The organism is Mycoplasmoides alvi ATCC 29626 (assembly GCF_000701785.1).
Classification (GTDB): domain Bacteria; phylum Bacillota_I; class Bacilli_A; order Mycoplasmatales; family Mycoplasmoidaceae; genus Mycoplasmoides; species Mycoplasmoides alvi.
In genome coordinates this window covers 66,540-91,380 of the sequence record NZ_JNJU01000002.1, presented here as the reverse complement: position 1 = coordinate 91,380, position 24,841 = coordinate 66,540, and the positions used below count along the sequence as shown (strand labels likewise).

The 24,841-nt window shown below is 23.8% G+C and carries 18 protein-coding genes; 16 read left to right on the top strand and 2 right to left on the bottom strand.

Annotated features, from left to right (window positions below):
• Positions 1–2: 2 nt before the first annotated feature.
• The 4 genes from tsaD (at position 3) to recR (ending at position 3,784) form a co-directional block, all read left to right on the top strand.
• Positions 3–968: a tRNA (adenosine(37)-N6)-threonylcarbamoyltransferase complex transferase subunit TsaD gene (tsaD, locus tag T383_RS0101465; protein WP_033159911.1), complete on the top strand. Its 966-nt coding sequence runs from the start codon at positions 3–5 to the stop codon at positions 966–968.
• Positions 969–1,048: 80 nt separating this feature from the next.
• Positions 1,049–2,854 (top strand): DNA polymerase III subunit gamma/tau, encoded by a 1,806-nt coding sequence (gene dnaX, locus T383_RS03735; protein WP_052663973.1) that lies wholly within the window; start codon positions 1,049–1,051, stop codon positions 2,852–2,854.
• A gap of 22 nt (positions 2,855–2,876) precedes the next feature.
• Complete coding sequence (locus tag T383_RS0101455; protein ID WP_033159910.1) at positions 2,877–3,179, top strand: YbaB/EbfC family nucleoid-associated protein; 303 nt, start codon at positions 2,877–2,879, stop codon at positions 3,177–3,179.
• A 5-nt stretch (positions 3,180–3,184) separates the two neighbouring features.
• Complete coding sequence (recR, locus tag T383_RS0101450; RefSeq protein ID WP_033159909.1) at positions 3,185–3,784, top strand: recombination mediator RecR; 600 nt, start codon at positions 3,185–3,187, stop codon at positions 3,782–3,784.
• On the opposite strand, the gene T383_RS0101445 is transcribed toward recR, so the two are convergent.
• Positions 3,777–4,280: a flavodoxin gene (locus tag T383_RS0101445; RefSeq protein ID WP_033159908.1), complete on the bottom strand. Its 504-nt coding sequence runs from the start codon at positions 4,278–4,280 to the stop codon at positions 3,777–3,779. The genes recR and T383_RS0101445 overlap by 8 nt on opposite strands.
• 334 nt (positions 4,281–4,614) lie before the next feature.
• Between T383_RS0101445 and T383_RS0101440 the strand changes: the two genes are divergently transcribed.
• The 12 genes from T383_RS0101440 to T383_RS0101385 all read left to right on the top strand — a co-directional run bounded on the left by T383_RS0101440 (position 4,615) and on the right by T383_RS0101385 (position 24,074).
• A complete protein-coding gene (locus T383_RS0101440; protein WP_052663971.1) occupies positions 4,615–5,463 on the top strand; it encodes a DUF5378 family protein in 849 nt (282 codons plus the stop codon).
• A 482-nt stretch (positions 5,464–5,945) separates the two neighbouring features.
• The gene (rpsO, locus tag T383_RS0101435; protein ID WP_033159907.1) at positions 5,946–6,215 is read left to right on the top strand and encodes a 30S ribosomal protein S15; all 270 of its coding nucleotides are present in this window, start codon (positions 5,946–5,948) and stop codon (positions 6,213–6,215) included.
• Positions 6,216–6,334: 119 nt separating this feature from the next.
• Positions 6,335–8,101: a ribonuclease J gene (locus T383_RS0101430; RefSeq protein ID WP_052663969.1), complete on the top strand. Its 1,767-nt coding sequence runs from the start codon at positions 6,335–6,337 to the stop codon at positions 8,099–8,101.
• Positions 8,102–8,110: 9 nt separating this feature from the next.
• On the top strand, positions 8,111–10,135 hold the full coding sequence (locus tag T383_RS0101425; RefSeq protein ID WP_033159906.1) for an FtsK/SpoIIIE domain-containing protein: 2,025 nt from the start codon (positions 8,111–8,113) through the stop codon (positions 10,133–10,135).
• A gap of 110 nt (positions 10,136–10,245) precedes the next feature.
• On the top strand, positions 10,246–12,738 hold the full coding sequence (locus tag T383_RS0101420; RefSeq protein ID WP_156940236.1) for a hypothetical protein: 2,493 nt from the start codon (positions 10,246–10,248) through the stop codon (positions 12,736–12,738).
• Between the two features lie 37 nt (positions 12,739–12,775).
• On the top strand, positions 12,776–15,643 hold the full coding sequence (uvrA, locus tag T383_RS0101415) for an excinuclease ABC subunit UvrA (RefSeq protein WP_033159904.1): 2,868 nt from the start codon (positions 12,776–12,778) through the stop codon (positions 15,641–15,643).
• A 120-nt stretch (positions 15,644–15,763) separates the two neighbouring features.
• On the top strand, positions 15,764–16,648 hold the full coding sequence (locus tag T383_RS03730; RefSeq protein WP_052663967.1) for a glycosyltransferase family 2 protein: 885 nt from the start codon (positions 15,764–15,766) through the stop codon (positions 16,646–16,648).
• 123 nt (positions 16,649–16,771) lie between these two features.
• On the top strand, positions 16,772–17,830 hold the full coding sequence (locus T383_RS0101405) for an NAD(P)-dependent alcohol dehydrogenase (protein WP_033159903.1): 1,059 nt from the start codon (positions 16,772–16,774) through the stop codon (positions 17,828–17,830).
• 225 nt (positions 17,831–18,055) lie between these two features.
• Entirely contained in the window at positions 18,056–20,635 is a 2,580-nt protein-coding gene (locus T383_RS0101400; protein WP_033159902.1) for a DUF885 family protein, read from the top strand.
• A 580-nt stretch (positions 20,636–21,215) separates the two neighbouring features.
• Complete coding sequence (locus T383_RS0101395) at positions 21,216–22,298, top strand: ABC transporter substrate-binding protein (RefSeq protein WP_033159901.1); 1,083 nt, start codon at positions 21,216–21,218, stop codon at positions 22,296–22,298.
• Positions 22,299–22,339: 41 nt separating this feature from the next.
• Positions 22,340–23,326 (top strand): FecCD family ABC transporter permease, encoded by a 987-nt coding sequence (locus T383_RS03835; RefSeq protein ID WP_033159900.1) that lies wholly within the window; start codon positions 22,340–22,342, stop codon positions 23,324–23,326.
• Positions 23,316–24,074, top strand: coding sequence for an ABC transporter ATP-binding protein (locus T383_RS0101385; protein ID WP_033159899.1), 759 nt, complete (start codon positions 23,316–23,318; stop codon positions 24,072–24,074). The genes T383_RS03835 and T383_RS0101385 overlap by 11 nt, the downstream gene beginning before the upstream one ends.
• 26 nt (positions 24,075–24,100) lie before the next feature.
• On the opposite strand, the gene T383_RS0101380 is transcribed toward T383_RS0101385, so the two are convergent.
• On the bottom strand, positions 24,101–24,721 hold the full coding sequence (locus T383_RS0101380; protein ID WP_033159898.1) for a hypothetical protein: 621 nt from the start codon (positions 24,719–24,721) through the stop codon (positions 24,101–24,103).
• Between the last annotated feature and the right edge of the window lie 120 nt (positions 24,722–24,841).

Here is a 24,841-nt window from a genome sequence, read left to right as displayed (position 1 = left end):
TTATGATTGAATTCAAAAATGTAATTATTGGGATTGAAACTACTTGTGATGACACAGGTATTGGAATATGATCAAATAACAAAATTATTGCTAATGTAATTTTATCTTCAGATTATTTACATCAAAAATATGGTGGAGTTGTTCCTGAAATAGCAGCACGATCGCATGAAGAAAATTTAGTAAAAGCATTAGATAAAGCATTAACAGATACTGGTATTTCATTTGATAAAATAACACATATTGCATTTGCAAATGAACCTGGATTGCCTGGTTGCTTACATGTAGGTAAAATTTTTGCAAAAACATTAGCTATGAATTTAAATGTTCCATGTATCTTTGTAAATCATTTATATTCTCATATTTTTAGTGCTGCAATTAACAATAAAAATATTATATATCCTTGTTTAGGTTTAGTTGTTTCAGGGGGACACACATCTATTTACCTTGTAAATAGTGCTAGCAATATTATTCTTTTAGATGAAACATTGGATGATGCAATTGGAGAGGTATATGATAAAGTTGGACGTGCTTTAGGATTATCATACCCATGTGGAGGAAAAATAGATGCTTTATATGATCCAAGTAAATCAAATTCTATTCAATTTCTAAGCACAACCACCAATCATAAAGTTTTTAGTTATTCAGGTATTAAAACTGCTGCATTAAATTATATTAACAAAATAACTATTGCTAAAAAAAAATTAAATGTTGTAGAATTTGCTTCATCATTTCAAAAATTAATAATTACTGATTTTACAAAAAGAGTTAAATTTTATTTAGACAAATATAATGTAAGTTGCATTGCTTTGGGAGGAGGGGTTAGTGCTAATAGTTTTTTGCGTAGTGAGCTGCATAAATTAAAGCAAAATGTTTTAGTTCCTGAAATGCAATATACAGGTGATAATGGAGCAATGCATGCTTATTATGCCAATTTATTGCTGAAAGAAAGTTATAAAGGAACATTTTAATTACTTTAATTTCTACTAAGAATTTGATTTTATAATTTATTATTTAGTAAATTTATTTAAACAATATTTCAAGGTTTTTTATGATTAATGATGCTTTGTATAATAAGTATCGTCCGTATAAATTTGAAGATTTATCTGGCGAAAATCATATTGTTAAAACATTAATTAATGCAATTGATAAAAACCAAATATCTCATGCTTACCTTTTTTGTGGCCCAAGAGGAGTAGGCAAAACAACAGTATCTAAAATTTTATCTAAAGCAGTTAATTGTTTAAATTGAAACAAAGATGTTTGTAATAATTGTGCAAATTGTATAAAAATTAACAATGAACAAACAATGGATGTTGTTGAATTGGATGCTGCAAGTAACAATGGTGTATCTGAAATTCGACAAATAATTGATAATGTTCATTATTTACCAACAGATTTAAAAATTAAAGTATTTATTCTTGATGAAGTTCACATGCTTACAACTGGAGCTTGAAATGCTTTATTAAAAACTATTGAAGATTGTCCCAAACATGTTGTTTTTATTTTTGCAACAACTGAATATCACAAAATTCCATTAACAATTCTTTCTAGATGTCAATGTTTTAGTTTTAAACCACTTTTACAAAGCTCATTAGTAAATTTAATTACATATATCAGTGAAAAAGAAAGTATCAATATTACCAAAAAAGCAATTGCAAAAATTGCAAATTTAGCCAATGGAGCTGCTAGAGATGCAATTACATTACTAGATCAAATAAAATCTTATAAAAATGCCCAACAAAAAATAGATGAAAATGATGTTAATCAAATATTTGGCTTATTAGATGAGGATCAAAAAATTGAATTTATTAATTCTTTAGTTCTAGATAATTCCGAAAAAGCTATTCAAATTATTGATAAGTTTGAAGAATCTGGAATAAATTTAAATTTATTAATTCAAGATACATTTATTATGTTTATTGATATATATCTATATTTAAAATATAAAAATTTTTCTATTTTAAAAATATTTAATGAATCTAATATTAAAAAAATAAAAATAGAAGATGAAAATTATGCTTTACAGTTAGCAAATATTTGAGAAGATTTGACAGGTAAATTTAAATACAATACTAATATTAAATACAACATTGAACTTGCTATATTCAAAGCAATGAATCTAATTAATAAAAAATCAAATTTTAATAGCAATAACAACAACAATAATAATAATAATGATGATGATATTAACACTAGTAAAATACATAAAAAAATAGAAATAAAAGAAAAACAAATTGAAAATGAAATTAATACTAATAAATCAAGTGTTAATAAATTTTCTGTTATTCAGACCCAAGAATTAATTAATGAAATTGATGATATTTTTGAAACTAAAGAACTCATTTTTAATAATAATGATAAAGAAAAAATAAATACATTAGATACATTAAATAAAATTGATGATATTTTTTTGGAATCAACTTTTTTTAGTATTGCAAAAATGTACAACAAATCTCTTTTAAATGATTATGAAATTATTTTTCAAAAATTAAAAAACACGGAAGATGTTTCAAATGATATTTCTTTCTTGTTGAATTATAAAAAAATCCTTTTAGCTTCTGATAAAGGAATTGTTTTGTTGTATTCAAATGATGATGAAATCACATTTGTAAATAATCATATTTTTGATTTAAAATTTAATAAATTCATTTATGACAATTTTTCTAAACCATTAATAATTATTGGTGTGACAAAAGAAATTGCAAAAAAATGAACAAATAATTATAAAAAAATTAAAGATCGTGGTGCAATACCTGATTTAAATATTGATGAAATTAGCAAAAGTGTTTTAAAAAATAATAAAACCAAAGAATTTGCAGAAAATTTATTTGGTGATAGTTTAAAATATGAATAAATTTTAATCGAGGTAATTTAAAATGAATTTTCAAAAAATGGCAGAAATGATTAAAAAAAATCAACGTGAAATGGAAAAAAAATTAGATGAATTTGATAAAACTGAATTTGATTTTGATTATAAAAATGGTTCAGTTAAAATAAAAATTATGGGTAATTTAAATATTATTAAAATTGACATAAATAACACTCTAATTGATCCAGAAGATAAATTAATGTTACAAGAAATGATTGCTGAGGCTATTAATGAAGCAATTTTAAAAATTACAACTAAACGGGATGAAATTGCAGAAAATTCAATGCCTAAGATGCCTGGTTTATTTTAACTTTCATGAGTGATTTATTAGAATTTGAACATTTGGTTGACGCGATAAAAGCTTTACCTAGTATTGGTAGTAAAAATGCTAGAAAAATTGCTTTCTTTTTGCTTAAAAAAGATGAGTATTTTATAAGAGAATTTGTTCAAAGAATTCAAATTGCACGTGCAAATATTAAAAAATGTTTAGAATGCAACAATTTATCTAAAAATAAAATTTGTGATATTTGTAATTCTCCTAATAGAGACAAAAAACAAATTTGTGTTGTTTCTACAGTTGATGATTTACTTGTGATAGAAAATTGTCAAGGTTACAATGGTTTATATCATGTTCTAGGCGGTGAATTATCAAAATCTAGAAATATCACGCCAGAAATGTTTAATTTTGACTTTTTAGTTAATAGAATTCAAAAAAATGAAATAAAAGAAATTTTAATTGCCACAAATTTTACTATTGATGGCGAATTGACTGCTAATTATTTAAAACTTTTACTAAAAAATTTACCTATTAATATTTTCAGAATTTCTATGGGATTGCCAATAAATTCATCTATTGATTATGCTGATGAGCATACATTAAAAATTGCCATTGAAAATAAAAATAAAATTAAATAAAATATTTTTTTATATTTTTAACTCAATCTTTTATTTGTTCACTAACTTTGTCAGGAAAATTATCATAATCTATAACTAAACCAATAAATTTATTGTTTTTAACTGCTTCTGACTCGCTATATGTATAGTTTTTTGTACTTGTTTCCCCAACAATTTTTACTTTTTTATTATTAGTTTGAATTGCTTTGTGTAATTTTGCCAAACCATTGCAAAATGTAAATGCATATATTTGACTATCACCTAAACCAAATAATGCTACAACTTTATTATTTAAATTAAATTTTTTAAAATTGAATTCTTGCCAAGAATCCACCATATCACCTATTCCTCAAGTAGAGGTTCCTAAAATAAAAGCTTCATATTGATTTAATGTGTTAGTATCCACATCATTTACATCATAAACATCTTTATTACTTATTTTCATTTCCTTTGCAATTAAGTTAGCTACTTCTGCAGTGTTACCCAAGTTTGTTCCATAAACAATTGCAATTTTCATTTATATAAATTACCCATTTAAATTATTTTGTCATTTAACTTGTGTAATTTTACTTTATTAAATTAAGCGTATTTAAAAAAACATTTAATTGATTATTTAGATATTTTTTGAATAAAGTTTCTATTAATTCAATCAAACTAATAAAATAAGTTTTTTAAATTTTTATATTATTTAAAATTTTATAGCAAATAAACTTATTATTTACTTGAGTAATTTTATTTGAACCAATATCTTTAGCACTTTATGTTTAGATGATATGTGCATATATAATTTTGGTTTAGTATTTTTGTGTTATTTGTTTCATTTATAAGTTTTTGTATTAAACTTAATGCATATGCAATTAGGTACAATATTATTGATAGTTACAATAGTAACAGGTTTAGGAATAATCATTATTACTCCATTAACTAAAAAGATAAGTAAAAATTATTATTTTTGATTTTTTAATGGTTTATTTGTTTTTTTATATGTTTTTTTTGGTAGACAACTTCAATATTTGATGCCAAATTTTACTAATAACATTAATGTATCTCAAAGTATATCTTTAAGCAGGATATTTTTGTTAGATTTGTGCCCTTTTTATGCTATTTTTGGATCATTAACTTTGTTTTTAAAAAACAAAAATTTATCTAAAATTATGGCCCCATTTGGATTATTTGGGGCACTTGTAACAATATTTGGTCAAATTGTTTCAGAAGCAAATTCAGTTTTGCCAAATAATTATTGGCAATATATTTTTATTGGTGATAATTTAAATCAACTTTATTTTATGATGCATTTCTTATCATTTATTTTAAGTTTAATGATTATTTGTTGACTTAGAGGATGAAAAATTATACTTTTTGGATATATGCATGTTTTTGCTTTTGTTTATTTTGGTTATATTTTATTCATATTAAGTGTTGTACCAACAATTACATCTAACACAACTGGAATTTTAGAAAATGATTGAATAAATGGTGGAGAGTACTTTGGGGTACAACAATTTTTAGGGGTACATAACTATCCATTAGTAATGATTATTGGTTATATCTTGTCTTATATATCAATTGCAATAATTTTCTTTATTAGATACGGTTTTGAAAAATTATTTATTTTTTTAAATAAAAAATTCAATTTAAAAATTGAGAATTTTGTTAAAAATAAGTGATTTTGTAAAACTTGAAATAAACTTTTTAAATAAAAGTTTGATAAATTTAGTTTTTAATTATTTTAATAATTTGTACTTATTATTTTTTGTGTTTATCAATACAATTTATACATCAATAAATACTTTTTTATATTAATCATTGAAAATATTTATTAATTTCAGTTTACAGAGTGGCAAAATTACAAGACATTTAGAACAACTATAAAATTTGTCACTTGAATTTGATGCAAAATTTATTTTTTAATGTTCTTGTTGTCATTAAAACAAAAAGTGTTTTATAACAACTTAAAAGATTATTTTTAATAAGATAACCACATACATTTAATAATTAATGGTAAATCAAATACTTATTTAAATTTCAAAATAAAAGTTTGATAAATTAAAAGCTAATATTGTTTAACTTATATACACAAAAATATATAAATTGTTTATTTGTGTTTTTTTATATATAATGTTAATTGTGTTTGAGCATATTAATTTATTTTTTATATCCAATTAATTGAAATGGAGAAACCATGGCTTTAAGTAAAGCAAAAAGGCTTGAAATTATTAATAATTACAAACAAACTGATACTGATGTAGGCAGTGTTTTTGTGCAAGTTGCAATTTTAACTGAAGAAATTAAATTATTGACAGATCATTTATTAAACAATAAAAAAGATTTTATATCTAAACGTGGTTTATATCGTAAAGTTTCTAAGAGAAAACGTTTATTAGCTTATTTAGAACAAAAAAACTTAGAAGCATATAGAGATTTAATTAAAAAGTTAAATCTTAGACATTAGTTTTTATTTTGCTTTTTTATTTATATATTTTATAGTTTTTTATTTTATTAATAAATTACTTGTTTTTAATTTGTTAAGAAAATAATGTTAAATCTAAGTAGTTATGGAGCTAACCTAAGGTGAATACTAATAATAAGCACAAGTTTACAAATAAAAATCACAAGCATTTTAAAAAACTATCTAACAATAAATTTAGTTTTTTTGCATTGGGTGGTCAGGACGAAAGAGGAAAAAATTGTTATGTCCTAGAGATAAACAATAATATTTTTATTGTAAACTGTGGTGTATTAGTTCCAACGGCATCATTGCTTGGGGTAAAACAGTTAATTCCTGACTTTGATTGATTAGCAAAAAATAAAAATCGAATTAAAGGTTTTTTTATTGGTTATCCAACTCAAGAAAATTTGGGATCACTACAATACATACTAAAAGCTGTTGGTCCTATTCCAATATATACAAGTATTGTTGGTAAATCATTAATTGAAACAATAATTGAAAAAAAAATTCAACTTATTTCTCCTAAAATGCTAAAAATAATAACTCTAGATAATTTAAAAACTTTAATAATTGGAGACCAAGAAATTATTCCTTTTAAAGTATCTAGTTCAATGTCATGATCATTTGGATTTGCATTTAAAACTACAGAAGGGTATGTTATATATATTGATGACTTTATTTTATCTAGTGATAAAAATTTAGCTTTTGAAAGCAGTCTTAATGAAATTGCAGCAATTACTAACAATAATGTTTTAGCACTTATTGTCGGTGTTGGATATGTAAATAAAAACCTTGGTTTCACTTCTCCTAAACATAAATCAAAAGAAATTTTGGATAAAATTATTAATGATTCTAATCCGGATGGAAGAATTTTTGTATCCTGCTATGATTCTAATGCTTATACAATTTTAACTGTAGCTCAATTAGCTAAGCAAAAAAATCGACCATTAATTATTTATTCACATACATTTATTAATGTATTTTCAACAATTGTTCGCAACAAAATTTTTAATAATCGTAATCTAGTTACTTTACCAATTTCTGAAATTGATAAAGTGGACAATGCAATTGTTTGCATTGCTTCCAATCCACATAGATTGTATTCTCGTTTAAGCAAGATTGCAAATGATGAAGATGAAAAAATTCATTTTACTAATAGAGATACATTTATCCTAGTTACACCAAGAGTAGCAGGTTATGAAGGTGTTGAAGCTAAAGTTTTAGATGATATTGCTCGTCATGATGTAGAATATGTTAAATTAACAAATGATGTTTTGCCAATGCAAGCTTCAAATGAGGACCATAAATATTTATTACATTTGTTAAAACCCAAATATGTCATTCCAACTAGTGGTTTATATAAAGATTTTATTCATTATGCTTCAATTGCAAAAAATGTAGGTTTTACATCAGATCAGATTTGTATTTTATACAATGGTGAAGTTATTAAATTTGTTAATGGTTTATTGCAAAAAGGTATTACTGAAATAACATTAGAATCTAAGTATGTAGATTCTTCTGGAGTTCAAGATATTGATACTAGTATTTTGTTTGAGCGTGAACAAATGGCAGAAAATGGTGTAGCTATTATTTTGGTTTTTTATAATCATAAAGAGCACAAGTTTCATTCAGAAATTAAATGTGAACTTTATGGAGTTTCTGATGAAGAGTCTAAATTAAATGTTATTAAAAATAAAATTTATGAACAATCAAATAATCTATTTAATGATTTATTGGCATTAAAGGCAAATCAAAAAGAAAAAGATATTTCAGTTAGTGAAATGAGAGAGTTAAAAGTTAGTTTGAAAAAAATTATCACTAAAATTTTTGAAAAAACAATTGATAAGCAACCTATTGTTTTACCAACTATAATTGACATTGCATCTTAATCAAATTTTATGACTCATCAACAAAATAATTTAAATATTGAATGATTAACAACATCAGAAACAAATAAAAATATTAAGCAATTAACATTCCGATTATTATTTGGATTTGTTGCTATTATTATTTCTGTTTTTTCCCTTTTAAGATTACCATATCTTGGTGAATTTTTGGATGGGGTTATTTTTGATCTGCTTTTATTTGGAACAGCTAAATATATTTTTTATTTATGTTTATTTTTAATTGGTATTTGTTTTTTAATTTATACAAAACGTTATTGACGATTAATTTTAACCAAACGTTTCATTTTATTTTTTTTATTAGTAATGTATACATTTGCTTTAATATTTGCAATTGTAAATTATTTTCAAATGTGAAATATTAGCAGTGAAATGACCATTAATATTTTTTTTACTAATTTTTTTCAATCGTGAAAAAAATTTAGCTGGGTTTCAGGTAAGTGAGTTTGAGAAACTGCAGGAGTTTTTATAAATGGGAATCTTTTATGAACAATATTTTTTGCACTCACATCAGGAGTTCCGGCTTTTATATTGTTTATCATACTTGTTATATTGATTATAATAATTGCTTTAATTGTTTGTGTGAAATTAAAAGTAAAAAAAATTGAATTTTTAAGAAAAAAATGTATTGTTTGAATGGGCGGATTTTATAAACAAATAAATAATTCAATCAAGCAAGCAAATGTTATTAACGAACCTAATAATGATTATACTGAGGCAACTAATATTTCCTCTGATTTTGCCACTACAATTAATAATACTAAACCAATTTTAATTGGAAATTCTGATGATTATAATTATGAAATTGGATTAAAACAAAATACAAATAATTTACCATTAACTTATGAAACTAATAGTACAGTGGAAACCTTTACTTTTAAAAATTTATCAAAAAAATCAATTAATTTTTATGAAGAAATTCAAGGTTCATCCGAAAACAATTATGATAAAAATTATGAATTTACTAAGACATCTATTAGTAATTTAAATGATTTATTTTCTAGATTGTTAATCAAAGGAACTATTATTGATTTTAATGTTGGACCTAGTTTGATTTCTATAGAAACTAAATTTGAAAAAAATGAAGATATTAATATTTTGGCTAAGAATAAAAAAGAAATACAAAATTCATTAAATGTAAGTAATTTTGATGTTTATATTAAATCAGATAATAAATTATATTTTCAATTTCAAGTCCCTTTTCCTAATAAAATTCACTTTAATTCATTGAATCAAAATATTCATACGTACAATAATCAGTTAAATTGTGTTATTGGTTTAAATGACAAAAATAAAGATTTATTCATAAGTTTAATAGAATATCCTACTATTTTTTTAATTGGAGCAATTGGCTCTGGTAAAGGAATGTTAATTTCAAGTATTCTTTTATCTTTAATTACACATTATTCATCAACAGATTTAATGTTGGCTATTGTTGATACACGATCTTCACATTTATCTAAATTTGAACGAGAACCACATTTAGTTAGTTCAATTTCAAATAACGCAAATGATGCTTTCATATTATTAGATAAAATTCTTGCAGAATTAAAATATCGAATTAATTTAATTAAAAATAATAATGTAAATAGTATTGATAAATATAATGAAACTAAATCTAATAAAGAGCAAATTAAACCTTTAGTTATTGTGATTAATGATGTTCAAGATTTGATTCACAAAAATAAAGAATATTTATTTAAATTTATTAACACAATTAGCAATCATGCAAAAGTTTTAAATTGCTATATGATTTTGTTATCTGATGAAATGAATGATGATTTATTTAAAATTAAATTTAATTTATGTTTTGGTTTTAAATTACCTAGCGATTTGGACTCAAATATACCAATTTATAAAAATTATTTATCAAAACTTTATGGCAATGGTGATTTTATAATGTTTGATGATATCAATAATCCAAAGTGAATTCACAGAGGTCAATCATGTTTTATAAGTTCTATAGATTTAACAAAAGTTCTTTCTAGTCTACAAAAACAGATGTCACAAAATAATTAATTTTTATGTATTTATCAAAAAATTTATTTTTTATTTCAACCGAAAAAGAAATGATATGTGAATTTCACCACATATCATTTTTTACTTGGAAAATACACTATCAAAGTGATTTGTTACATAATTTTGTAAACACAATTCCTTATTTAATATTTAATAAATATGACAGAATTTATATTAAAGATGAGAATTTAAAAGTAGGATGATCACATTTAGTTAATCAATTATTATTGAATCAAAAAAAATTTAAAGGTTCAATTAGTTTTAATGATGAATGAATTTATGGTAATTCAAGAAATAAAATAAAAAAAAAACTAAAATTAAAAATTAGATTATTAAGTGATGAATTATTTAATAATTTCAAAAATAAAACAAATGATGATATTTTTAATCAATTAATTGCTTCTTCTTTAAATAAGATTAAAAAATCTAAAAAAAATACAATTTATAATATTTTTTCAATTTCTAATTTTCAAAAAATTAATATTGCAAACAAAATTTTAAATGAACTTGTTATTTATCACAAAAATCGTTTACAAATTTTTTCCCAAATATTTAAAGAACTAAATCAAAAATTTTTTAATGTAAAACAAATAAATGAAAGATATTTCATATCACTATCTTATGAGTTGAATCAATCTATAAACAAATTATCTAATTTTAAAAATGACTTATTAATTTTATGGAATAAAATTTCTTTCTTTTTAGACAAAGAATTAAATTTACAACGTAAATGTGATGAATATTCTTTGATCAATCAATTAAAATGAAATAATGAAAAAATTAATGAAATAAAATATGATTTTAAATATGGTGATAGAACTTATTTTTTAAATATTTTTCTAAAAAAAATTAAAAAAAAGGTCAAACAAAATCAATCTGATTTTATTACAAAATATTCTTCATCAAGAAAATTAATAAAAAATTGAAAAAAAAGTTTAATACATGATTTGTTATATTTATGATGACAATCTATATGTTCATTCAAAAATAAAAAAACGTTTGTTTTTTACAAAATAAATCAGTATAAAATTTACAACTTAATTGTTTTTAGTAAATATTTAAAAAATTTAATTTATTTAGATCCTAGCGAAATAAGTATAGCCATTTCAGAAGCTAAAAATATTGTTGAAAATTACTATCAAAATTTTTATTTTTCATTTCAAGAATCTACAAATTCATATAAATCTTTAATTAATTTTCAAGACATTTATTATCAATATAAAAAGAAATTAAACAAAAATATTTTTTATGAATCCACCAAAACTCATTATTTTATTTTGAAATTATTTATAAACAATGCTAGTAAATTAAGTCAATATGCTAAAACAGATGCATTACTACGTTATGAATATTCTAAAAATAAATTTTTTTTAAAAAAAGTTAAAGAAAATAAAAGTAATTTTTTTTTATTTAAATCATTTAATGAAAGTTTAGAATTTAAAAATGCCCTATTTTTTATTCGGAATGAGTATAAATTAGTATTAAAAAAATTAATAAAAAGATATGAATCAGTAGCAAAGAAAACTAAAAATATAAATAATTTTTATTTTGTAAAATCGCAAATTTATTATTTAACTTTTTTTTCAAAAGAATTAAATTCATTGGATAATTATTTAAATAATTGAACATGAACAAAAAGTATTCAATTTTTAAGTTTATTTTTAAATTTCTTATTTATGAAATATTATGAATATTCAGAAGCCAAAGCAAAAGATTTTTTATGAAGTAAAAAGGAAGAATTAGTAGATTTTAATTTGAGTGAAGAAAATTGTTCATCATCAACAGACTTGCAAAATTTTTATAAGTTTTTAAATCTAAATAAAATAAAACTTTGATCTGATGAAATAAAAAAATTTTTAAGCAATACAACTTTGCCTAAAAATGAATATAAAAATTACAAAAATGTAAATTTTTCTAATCTAAATAAAATAGGTATTTGAAATAAACTTAATAAATTACTTGAAAATAAAAAAAATATTCAAAAAAATATTAATAATTTTATGCATGACTATTTATTTTATTGAAAAGCAAATTCTCAAAATAGAAATAAACAAATAAGTAATTTAAATGTTAATTTAAAAAAATTTGACAAAATTGGCAATCAATTATTAAAAAATATTAACATAGCAAACAATGAAGCATATAAATGTAATTGATTTAAAAATGAGTTCTTGGATAATAAATTTGTATGTGAATTATTAAAATCTAACAATTATATTTTAAATATTCTTAACAAATTACTTGCTTATTTTAAAAACCCCAATTTTCTTCAATGAAATAAAAATAAAAAAAAGAAAATTTTTTATAAATATTATGCAATTGAAAACTTAAATAATTGATTTAAAAGTGTTCAATTAGATTTTTTTATTTTATATAGTGATTATAAAAAAATAGATAATTTAAGTTTTTTAAAACTATACTTACTGAATGAATTTTTATATAAACCTTTATTGTTTATTATTTCTGACTTATCTATTAATGACAAAAATTCCTTTAATATTATAAAAGGATTGTTGTTAAAACAACAAAATAGAGAGGGTTTTGCTTATATTTTTTTAGACAAAAATAATCTTTCTCAAGAATTAAGTATGAAAGCACTATAACTTTATATAAAATTAAAAATATTTTGAGCAATTTATAATGGACAAAAATAATAAGAATGATTACATTGTAGTTCGAGGGGCTCGGGAAAATAATTTAAAAAATATTGATATTGATATTCCTAAAAATAAATTTGTTGTAATAACAGGTTTATCAGGATCAGGAAAGTCTTCTTTAGCTTTTGACACAATATATGCTGAGGGACAAAGAAGGTATCTTGAATCGTTATCTTCTTATGCAAGAATGTTTCTTGGGGGCAACGAAAAACCAGATGTTGATTCTATTGAAGGGTTATCTCCATCTATATCTATTGATCAAAAATCTACTTCTCATAATCCAAGATCTACTGTCGGGACAGTAACAGAAATATATGATTATTTAAGAGTTTTATGAGCTAGATTAGGTAAACCTTATTGCTTAAATAATCATGGAATTATAAAAACGCAAACTATAAAACAAATTTTAGATAAAATTTGCTCATATCCAGAAGAAACAAAACTACAAATTTTAGCTCCATTGTATTTTCAACAAAAAGGAACTTTTAAAAATGAATTTGAAAAATTAAAAAATAAAGGTTTTTTAAGAGTTTATGTTGATGGCAATATTTATTCATTAGATGAGTTAATAATTTTGGATAAAAATGTCAAGCATAATATTAGTGTTGTTGTCGATAGAATAGTTTTGAATTATGACAATCAAACAAAAACTCGTTTGACAGATTCTTTAGAAGTTGCTTTAAATTTAACACAAGGGAAAGTTGATGTACTTTGTGATGATAAGGTGGAAAATTTTAATCAAAATCATTCATGCGACAAGTGTGGTTTTAGCATCCCTGAATTAGAACCTCGTTTGTTTTCTTTTAATTCTCCTATTGGAGCATGTGATTATTGCAAGGGACTAGGTTTTACTTACGAACCAGATCCAGAAAAATTAATTCCTAATAAAGAACTTTCAATTAATGCTGGCGGAATAGATTTTTTTAAAAATACAGTTAATACTCAATCACTTGATTGGCAAAAATTTCATCAATTATTAAAATTTTATAAAATTCCATTAAACAAACCTATTTCAAGTTTGTCCATTGAGAATATAAATCATATTTTATATGGTTCAGATGAATTAATTTTAGTTAGAACAATATCATCATCTGGTAATGTGAATGAAAAACAAGAATATATTGAAGGAATTGCTAATTTAATTAAACGGCGTCATTTAGAAACAAGTAGTGAAATGTCACGTGAATATTATTCTAAATACATGTCTGAAAAAATTTGCAAAACATGTAATGGCAAGAAATTGTCAAATAAAGCATTATGTGTGAAGATAAACAAATTAGATATCATTGAATTTACAAATTTATCAATTGAAATGGCTATTAATTTTTTAATTAATTTAAAGTTTAATGATGAAGAAATGAGAATTGCTAAATTAGCATTAAAAGATATTATTGATCGTTTATCTTTTTTACAAAATGTGGGTTTAGAATATTTATCTTTGTCTAGAAGTGCATCTACTTTATCTGGTGGAGAAAGTCAAAGAATTAGATTAGCAACTCAAATTGGTTCAAAGTTAACAGGTGTTTTATATGTTTTGGATGAACCATCTATTGGATTACATCAAAAAGACAATGATCGTTTAATTGATACATTAAAATCTATGCGTGATCTTGGCAATACATTAATTGTTGTTGAGCATGATGAAGATACAATGATGGAAGCAGATTATTTAATTGATATTGGTCCAGGAGCTGGAGTTCATGGAGGTAAAGTAATAGCCCAAGGCACCCCAGATGAAGTAAGCAAAAATAAAAACTCTATAACTGGAGATTATTTAAGTGGCCGTAAATATATTGATGTTCCTAATAAGCGTCGCTCAGGTTGTAAAGATAAAATAGTTATCAAAGGAGCTAGAGGGAATAATTTAAAAAATATTGATGTAATTTTTCCTTTAAAAAAATTTATTGTAGTAACAGGGGTTTCTGGAAGTGGGAAATCAACACTAGTTAATCAAACTTTAGTTAAAGGTATTGAAAAAATTGCTTTCAAAAAATTTGTAAATCCAGAACCTTTTAAAGAAATTCAAGGAACTCACAATATTGACAAATTAATTGTAGTTTCACAAGACCCTATTGGAAGAACCCCCCGTTCTAACCCGGCAACTTATATTTCCGTTTTTGATGACATTCGTGAACTTTTTGCAATGTTACCTGAAGCACGTTCCCGTGGTTATACTTGCAGTCGTTTTTCTTTTAATGTTAAAGGTGGACGTTGCGAACGCTGTATGGGGGATGGATTAATTAAAATTGAAATGCATTTTCTACCAGATGTCTATATAAAATGTGAAGAATGTATGGGCAGAAAATACAATGAAGCTACTTTAGAAATTAAATATAAAAATAAATCAATTTATGATGTTTTAAAAATGACTATTGTTGAAGCTTTAGAATTTTTTAAAAATCAACCAAATATTTATCGTAAATTACAATTAATGTGTGATGTTGGTTTAGATTATTTGGAACTAGGAACTAGCGCCATATCATTATCTGGTGGCGAAGCCCAAAGAATTAAATTAGCTAAATTCTTGCAAAGAAGAACTAATGGTAAAACATTGTATGTTTTGGATGAACCAACTACTGGATTGCATTCGCATGACATTAAAAAATTAATATGTGTTTTAAATCGAATTGTGGACAACGGAGATACAGTAATTGTTATTGAACATAATTTAGATCTTATTCAAGTAGCAGATTATATTATTGATCTTGGTCCTGATGGCGGGAATAATGGTGGAAAAGTTATTGCTCAAGGTTCACCAGAAGAAATTATGTTATCAAGTACTAATTCATACACAGCTAAATATTTAAAAAAACATTTAGATAATAAAAATCTTAGAAGAAATAACAAATAAATTTAAATATTATTTAATTTTAATATTAAGTTAAAACTGTTTTTGCAAATTAAAAAAATATTTAATATGTTATTTTAAAGATATAGTATTTTAATGTACAAGGATAATTTAGGTAATTGAATGAATACATTTTCTTTTATCATTGCAGCATATAATAGCGCTTCATATATAGTAAATACAATTCAATCAGTTGTTGATACAAAATATGACCCCAATAAATATGAAATTATTATTGTAGATGATGGATCTACTGATAACACTTTAGAAATTTGCAATAAATTACAAAAACAATATTCAAATATTCGAATATTTTCGAAACCTAATGGTAACTGAGGTTCAGTTATTAATTATGTTCGCAAGAACAATTTGGTAAATAATGAATATGTAGTTATTTTGGATTCTGATGATTTAATTTTTAAAAATTTTTTTAAAATTTTTAATAAAAAATCTAAAAATAGTGACATGTTTTTAATGGGATTATGAGTTCAAGGAAAAGTATTTAAATATTATGCTAGTCCTTATTATTGAATATTTAAAAGAACAGTTCCAAGAGATAATCGATATACCGTTGCTTTTGCACCATTTTCAATAATTATGAAAAAATCAATTTTTAATCAGGCCCCTGATTTAGTTGAAAATACAAGTTATCAAGATTTTTATTTATTTGTCGATTTATTGAGCAAAGCTAAAACTGTAAGATATACTCCGTGACCATCAGGTCTTTATAATAAATATCGTCCTGGAAATACAATGGGCGCCAAATGAAATGATAAAAGAATGATGCAAGAACAATTGCTTCATAACAAATTAAAAGAAATTAATTTAGCTGAAACTTTAGTTTTTAGAATTTTTATGAGTGGTTATTGTAGAAAAGCTCAAGAAACCAATTATAAAATTGAAATGAACAAAATTCCTAAACCTTCATGACTACCTAGATGAATTCATTGGGCTTATTGAATTATTTATTTTGTTCATTTAAAAAAATATGTATTAATTAAAAAATAAAATAAAAATATAAAAATTTTACTTTAATACAAAACAAATTATTGCTTGCAAATTAATTTCATATTTTAGTTTGTTTTATATAATTTACTAAGTTTTATTGAGTTAATTATAGATGAGAAGTTTATGGATACAAAAAAAAGAATTAATGTTAGTGGTTTTGCAATGGATAGCGCAACAAGTAAATTTAGGCCTTATAAATTTACACGAAGAGCATTAAAACCTGATGATATTTTAATTAGAATTAAATTTGCAGGTATTTGCCATTCAGATATTCATACAGCACGTGGTGAATGAGGACCTTGTGTTTACCCTATTGTTACAGGACATGAAATTGCTGGAGAAGTTGTGGCCATAGGACCAAAGGTTAAAAAGTTTAAAATAGGTGATAATGTTGGTGTAGGTTGCATGGTTAATAGTTGTGGCAAGTGTTCTAAATGCAAAGCTGGATATGAACAAAATTGCAGTAAATGTGTATTTACATATAATTCTAAAGATGGATTTAATAAAGATGAAATTCAACAAGGAGGATATTCTAATTATTTTGTTGTGACTGAAAAATTTGCAATTAAAGCTCCTAAAAACGCACCTTTAGAGTATGTTGCTCCATTATTATGCGCAGGAATTACAACATATGCGCCAATTGTTTTTTCTAAAGTTAAAAAAGGGCAAAATGTTGGTATTGCTGGTTTTGGTGGTCTTGGATCAATGGCAGTTAAATATGCTAAAAAAATTGGTGCTAATGTTTATGTTTTTGCTCGCAACAATAAGAAAGAAAAAGAAGCTAAAAAACTTGGGGTTAAAAAACTATATACTTCTTTAGATAATGTTAAAGAGGAATTTGATTTTATCATGTCGACAATCCCAAACAATTATGATGTAATAGAATATATGAATTTATTAAAATTTGGTGGCGAAATGGCAGTTATTGGTCTCCCACCATTAAAAGATAATTGAAGTTTAAATCCAGCTCGATTAATCATGAATGTAAATGACAAAAAACTTTATGGATCTATAATTGGTGGCATTAAATTAACTCAAGAAATGCTAGATTTTTCATTAAAAAATAAAATTTATCCAGAAATTGAAATTATTAAACCAAATCAAATTAGTGAAACTTGAGAAAAGATGACAACAGGTAAGGGTAAATTTAGATATGTTATTGATATGAGAAATGTTAAATAATATTTTGTTGATGTAATTATCATTTATACAAACTCTTAAATATTAGACATATAATTGGATGCATTTTAAAAATAATTTAAAAAGGTTTGTTATTTAAAATATAATAAAATTGCTATTTTTAGCAAACATGTAGTGTAGCATTAAAATTTTAGTAATAACAGATATTTTTAAATGCTTAAAAACAACAATTTTATTATTTGTTTATAAATAAATTGAGAGTATTATATGAAAAAAAGAAAAATAAGTAAAATTAGTCTTAGTTTGTTGATGTCAACCTTAATGATTTCTAGTATATCCATTGTTTCAATATCTTGTAATAATGTTAGTGATTCCCAAAGAATTTTAACTTTAAATAATGATTTTATTTCTAAAGAACATGCATATTTGCAAAATGACGATTCTGAGTTACCGATTTTTAATCCTAATAATCCAAATCCAGAAAGTGTATTTGATTCTTTAATTTCTAATAGTCAAAATGCAATAAATGCATTAAAAAATTTAAAAAATGAATTGAATTTAACAACTGATGAATCTATTTGAATTGATTCATTCATTTTTCAATGACAAAATAAAATCAACAATATTAAAGCAGGAATAATATATTTAGGTGCAAATCCTATTCGTAACAAAGGTATTTTGTCTTCATCATCAAATCACATTAATGATTATGTTAAATCCGCTTTAAATATTTATCCACTAAATGATCAAACTGGTGATCCAGATTTATCTAGTAAACCAGATAAAGATTTGGTTTTAAATTTATCTGATAAATTAGCTAAATGTAAAGATATTTTAAATAATTACAAAAATATTATGAATTATGGAGCAGATAGATATGGATATATGCCATCAACAATTGCAAAAAAATATTTGATTTATCAATTTTTAACTACATTTTATATGGATCAAATAAATACTTTTGCATCTTCTTCTAATCAAAATTCAATTTCAATCAAAGATTTATTAAATATTCAATCCAATAAAGATGATTTTGAAACTTTGTCTAATACAATAAACAATATTGATTACTTGGATTCTAATCAAAAATCAAATATTACTAGTAATATAAATGAACTAAAAAAAGCTTTAAAAGATTTTGTTACTTGGTATTGTACAACTTATTATAATCACTCATCATCATTTGGAACCCATGTTAGTTCAGATCTAACATTGTCAAAACAAATTGATTCAGCAGAACAAAGTGAAAAGGTTATTATTGCAGCTAATGGAACCAAAATTTATGGGGTAAATATTACATCAAGTGATTTAAATGCTAAAAATGTCGGCATTGGTTTTATGCAATTAAAGAATACAAAAGTTAAACCTAATGATGTATATCAACAATTACTATTTAGTAATAATTCAGTTAATACAAGTGCATTAGACATTTATCAACAAGGAATAGAATTAACTAATGCTTCAAAAGTAAATATGCTAGATATTGCAAATAAATCATTTGCAATTATTGATCCTAGTGCCCAAAGTAAAATTTGGTATGATGATGATGGGATTGGAACTAATAAGCCACAAGAAATTACTTTAAATGACTCTGATCCATTTACAAAATTTAATAAATGACTTAATCAAGAAGATTTTTTCTGAGGTCGTGAGCATTTAGAACAATCTGATCTAGATAAATATGTTAGATCTTATTGATTAAGTCCAGCAAATCCAACAATTCAAAAATATAAGTCTATTATTGAAACACAAGGTTATAAGAGTCATTGAGAAAATAAAAATACAATTAATGGTTCAACTACAGGAACTATTACTGGTAATGAAGCACTTGCAGGTGCAGTGAAATCACTAGAAGATTATACAAATTTTAAAAATACAACAGATCCATTATATAACAGTATGTTTAATCAAATAAAGGACTATGTATTATCACCATATAATTACAATATTAGAGAAGATATTGGTGTAGGAATGGAAGGACCAAGGGGTTCATGTCAATTCCAATACAATTGCGATCCATATTATTCGTTGCCAAAGTGATCTATTAGTTCATTAACTACTCATGAAGGTAAAATGGGACATCATACTCAGCAAGAATATTGAACCGAATATTTACAAGGTAAAGATGGTTCTAATCAAGATGGTCCAGGATATACTTTTGTTAATGATGCTTTTCATGAAGGGTGAGCAGTATTTACAGAATGATATGCAAACGAACTAGGTGTTTATGGTTCTGATTTAAATGCAAATACAAGAATGCCTCAAAATTGATTAAATGCCAAAGGATTAATACCGAATTTTGATAAAGATAAAAAAGTTTCTGAATTAACCCAAACTATGAAAAATTTACATAATGGTGTTTATTATTTAAAAGCAAAAGGTAATGATAATAGTGATGAAAAATTACAAAATGCAATAACATTAGGGAATATGCTTCAATATTATGGTTTTTTAAATGAATCTCAATTAAGAAACATGCGTTTATGTGTTGATGTTGCTTATCATCATTCAAGTAGTGATAGTGAAAGTGTCACTTCTAATAATGAACTTCCATTAGGTGCTTCAATTAAACAAGTAAGAGATTATATTAGTAAAAATTCTGCATTATCTATTGGTGATATTAATTCAGAATCTGTTAGATATTTAGTTATGCCATCACAAGCTACGGGTTATATGCTTGGTAAAATTGTCTTTGAAGAATTATATAAAGCAGTAGAAGCAAAATTAAATACTTCTTTGTCTAGCAATAGTTCAGAATCAAAACGCTTTTTTGATTTAGTTCTTAAAAATGGTGAAATTCCATTAGAGGTTCTACAAAATCAAGTTAAAAAGTGTTATTCACTTTAATTCCTTTAAGTTATAAATCAATTAGTAATATCTAATTTTATTTAATATTTTTATTATTAATTTTTATCTAGTGTGTTTGTTTCATAGAATAATAAAAATTTAAATATTTATGATTGCATTTATCTAATTAATTTTAGAAAGCTATTCATTTAATGTAACAGTGCATTTTATGAATAACTTTTTATTTATGTATTTTTGGTTTAATATATTGGTTACTATAAATTTTAGATATATAGGTATCAATATAATCATCATCTATTCATTTAAATCAATATTTTGTTTTTTTAAAGACAAAAATAATTGATAGGTTATGATATTGTTTAAGTAATTTTTTACATAATTTTTAACTATATATATCAATAAGTTAATTTAATTATTTTCAATATTTATTGTGCTCTAAATTAATAATTAAAAATTTTATAAGCAATTTTTATCAACTAATTTATTTAATCATATGGCTAAAATAAAAGATTTATGCCATAAATGTTAGATATAAATAAACTAGATTTGTTAAACAAAATGCTTTTTTTTAGAATGATTAAGGTTTGTTTATAAATAATTTTGAAATGATGTTTATTCTATGAAAAAGAGAAAAATAAATGTTAAATATTTGTTATTAATTTTTGTTTCATTATTTACTTTATGTCTTTCTTCATGTTCAGTTTCTATTTCACAAAACCAAATGGTTGAAATAATTGATCCTGTTGGAGCAAAAGTAAAAGTTCCTAAAAATCCTAAAAAGGTTGCATGCATATCAAGGTGTAGTTATGATTTGTTGTTAGGATATGGATTATTTGATAATGTTTATGGTGCATACAAAGGAACATTGACTAATCCATGAGTAAATGAAATTTATCCAGAGTCATCTAAAGTTAAAGAATTAGCATATAATCCTAGTGTAGAAGATTTGTTAAAAGATGGAGTTGATTTAATTTTTGCTCCTACTAAAGCTATTGCTGAAAGTTATCGGAATGCAGGGTTAAATGCAATTACGATTAGTTTATATGGAACACCTACATTTGATAATTTTATTTATAAGTATAGTGACATTATTACAACTATTTGAGATAGTTCAATTGCTAAAGAAAGAGCAACAAAATGAAAATCAGATGTTGAAAGTGCAATTAATGATGTATATGAAAAAATTAAAGAATCTAATATTACTGAAAAAAAAGTTTTTTATGTCCGTGGTGATAAAGATAAAGGAATTAATTATACAGATACAATAGGTTCATTTACTGAATATGGATATCGGGTTTTAGGATTAAATGATTATAGCAAGGGTTTAGGTGATGATAAAACAGCACCATCAGATGAAGACATAATCAAATTTAATCCAGATTATATTGTTTGTGGGGGGATATATCAAAATAAAAATATTAGTTTAATTAAATCAAATGATAAATATAAAACTTTATCTGCTGTTCAAAATAACAAAATTTTTAATATTCCAATAGGTTTTACAGCTTTTGAACAATTATCTATTGCTACACCAATTTTCTTTTATGATCAAGCAAATAAAATTTATCCTGAATTATTTAAATATGATATTCCAAAATTATTAAAAGAAAGTTTGAAATATTATTTTAATTATGACATAACTGATGAAAAAATTGGATGAATGCTGCATGGTTTTGGTCCAACAGGGAAGAGTTTATATTAAAGATATACAGAGATGAAGAAAATTTTTATAAGTAAAAAAATTTAATTTTTTTAATAGTTTCTATTTTTTTATTAATAACAATTTTTTTTATTGCATTAATGGTAGGTAGGTACACCATCAATCCTATTGATTTTTTTCATGCTACCTTCACAGGAGACGAAGGTTTTGTAACTGAAAGAAATGTTATTGTTAATTTACGATTACCAAGAACAATAATTGCTTGTTTATCTGGGATTGCTTTAAGTTTATCAGGATTGCTATATCAGGAAATATTTCAAAACAAACTAACATCACCTGACTTGTTGGGAGTTAGCAATGGTTCAGGTTTTGGTGCTGCAATTTCAATAGTTGCTAATATTCCTAGTGTTTTTATTAGTGTATTTGCTTTTTTATTCGGCTTAGGTGCTGTTTTTTTAACAGTTTTTATTTCAAAATTGTTCAAAAATTCAAAGTCTACAATTTTTCTTATTTCTGGAGTTATTGTTAGTGCTTTCATGTCATCTGCTCTTGCTTTTACAAAATATTTGGCAAAAGATGAAGTGCAATTATCCAGCATCACATATTGATTAATGGGATCATTTGCTAATTCATCATTTAATAAAGTTTATGTTTTAACACCAATTATTTTGGGTTGCACAATTATTATTTTGCTTTTTAGATGAAGAATTAATATTGCTTCTTTAGGTAGAGAACTAGCACAAACAAAAGGAATTAATTATTCATTTTATAAATATGCAATTATTGCAATTTCTACATTATTAACAGCATCAACAGTTGCATTTTGTGGAACTATATCATGGGTTGGTTTAATTATTCCCCATATTGTTAGGTTAGTATCAGGTAAGGATACAGCTAAGAATGTTCCATTATGCATAACCTTTGGTGGCATATTTATGATTTTTACAGATATTCTTTCTAGATCTTTTACTTCTCAAGAAATTCCTTTAAGTGCAATTACAGGTATTTTTGGTGGAGTTATATTTATTGGTATATTGTTGACAAAACGTAAGGGCAACTATGTCATTTAAAGTAGAAAATTTATTTTTTAAATATATCAAGCGTGGAAATTATATTTTAAATAATTTGTCTTTTTCAATTGAAAAAGGCAGTATAAATATTATTTTAGGTCTTAATGGTTCTGGAAAGACAACTTTAATTAAAATATTAGCAGGAATAAATAGTGATTATGAAGGTTCAATTTTTTATGACAATCTAAATTTTAGAAAAACAAAAATTTATGATAAAAGTAAATTAATTTCTTATGTTTCACAAAATCTTGATCAAGCCCATGATGTTCTTGTTAAAGATTATTTAACTTATGGAATTGTAAATTCAATTAAATTTTATAATGTGCCATCAAAGAAACAAATAGAAGCAATATATGAAAATGCTCAAAAATGAAAAATTGATCATTTAATGACAAAAAAGTTAGGTGAACTTTCTGGTGGTCAAAGAAGATTAGTAAATATTTGTGTTGCTTTGCTTCAAAATGCAGAAACAATTATTTTAGATGAACCAACTGCATCACTTGATTTAAACAAAGAAAATGAAATTTTATTAACATTGAATGATATTAATAAGCAAGAAAATAAAACAATTATTTTTTCAACACACAATCCTAATCATGCAACATTATTAAAATCTAATGTTATTTTAATTAGTAAAGGGAAAATAGTTGACTCTGGAGATGCTAAATTAATTATTAATACTAGAAAATTAAGTAGTATTTATGGTGATACTTTATGTTTCAAAGAAAGTTTGCAATATAAATGATAAAGAATAGTATGATTTCTTAATTTTATTTAACTAATATCAACAATAGATGATCATTTAATTTCATGTAATTTATTATTTCTATCTATTAATATAATGTAAAAAGCAGAAGAAGCTTTTCCATTAAGTTTTCCGATAATTTCTTCTCCTGTATTCAGTGTTACTTTATAAATGTGATTATCAGTTAAGTTAATTTGTAATTTTGGAGCAATTTCAATATTACTTATTCCTTCTGCACTAAGAAAATATTTGTTTGAATAATTAGTTATAGGAGAGTTTAAGCAATATGAAGCATATGGTGGTACTGACACGCAATCTCCTACTAGACCACCATTACAATCAGGAATTTCATCAATATATCCATAATAAATATCATCAGGATTATCATTTAAAGAAGTTCACTTAACATAAACTAGATCACCAATTGAAAGTTTTTTAGATTTTTCAAAATTAATAACATAATTTCATGATAAATCTTTATTTTTATTGCTTATGGTTTTGAGACTAAATTTAGACCAATTTATTTTTGAATCTAATTTAGTAATAGAACCATAAAAAGTGCAATTATTTTTTGTAGTAACTTTAACAAAATCATTAATGTCAATTTTTTCAGGTCCCAAAATAGAATAAATATTTTCTCATGGCAACATTTTTTCCTGGCTATTAAATGATAATTTAATACCATCAGTATTTATTAATGTAACACAACCATAATAACCATCATTTTCACGATTAACAAGGATACAATCTTTTAATTGAAAGGGTAATGG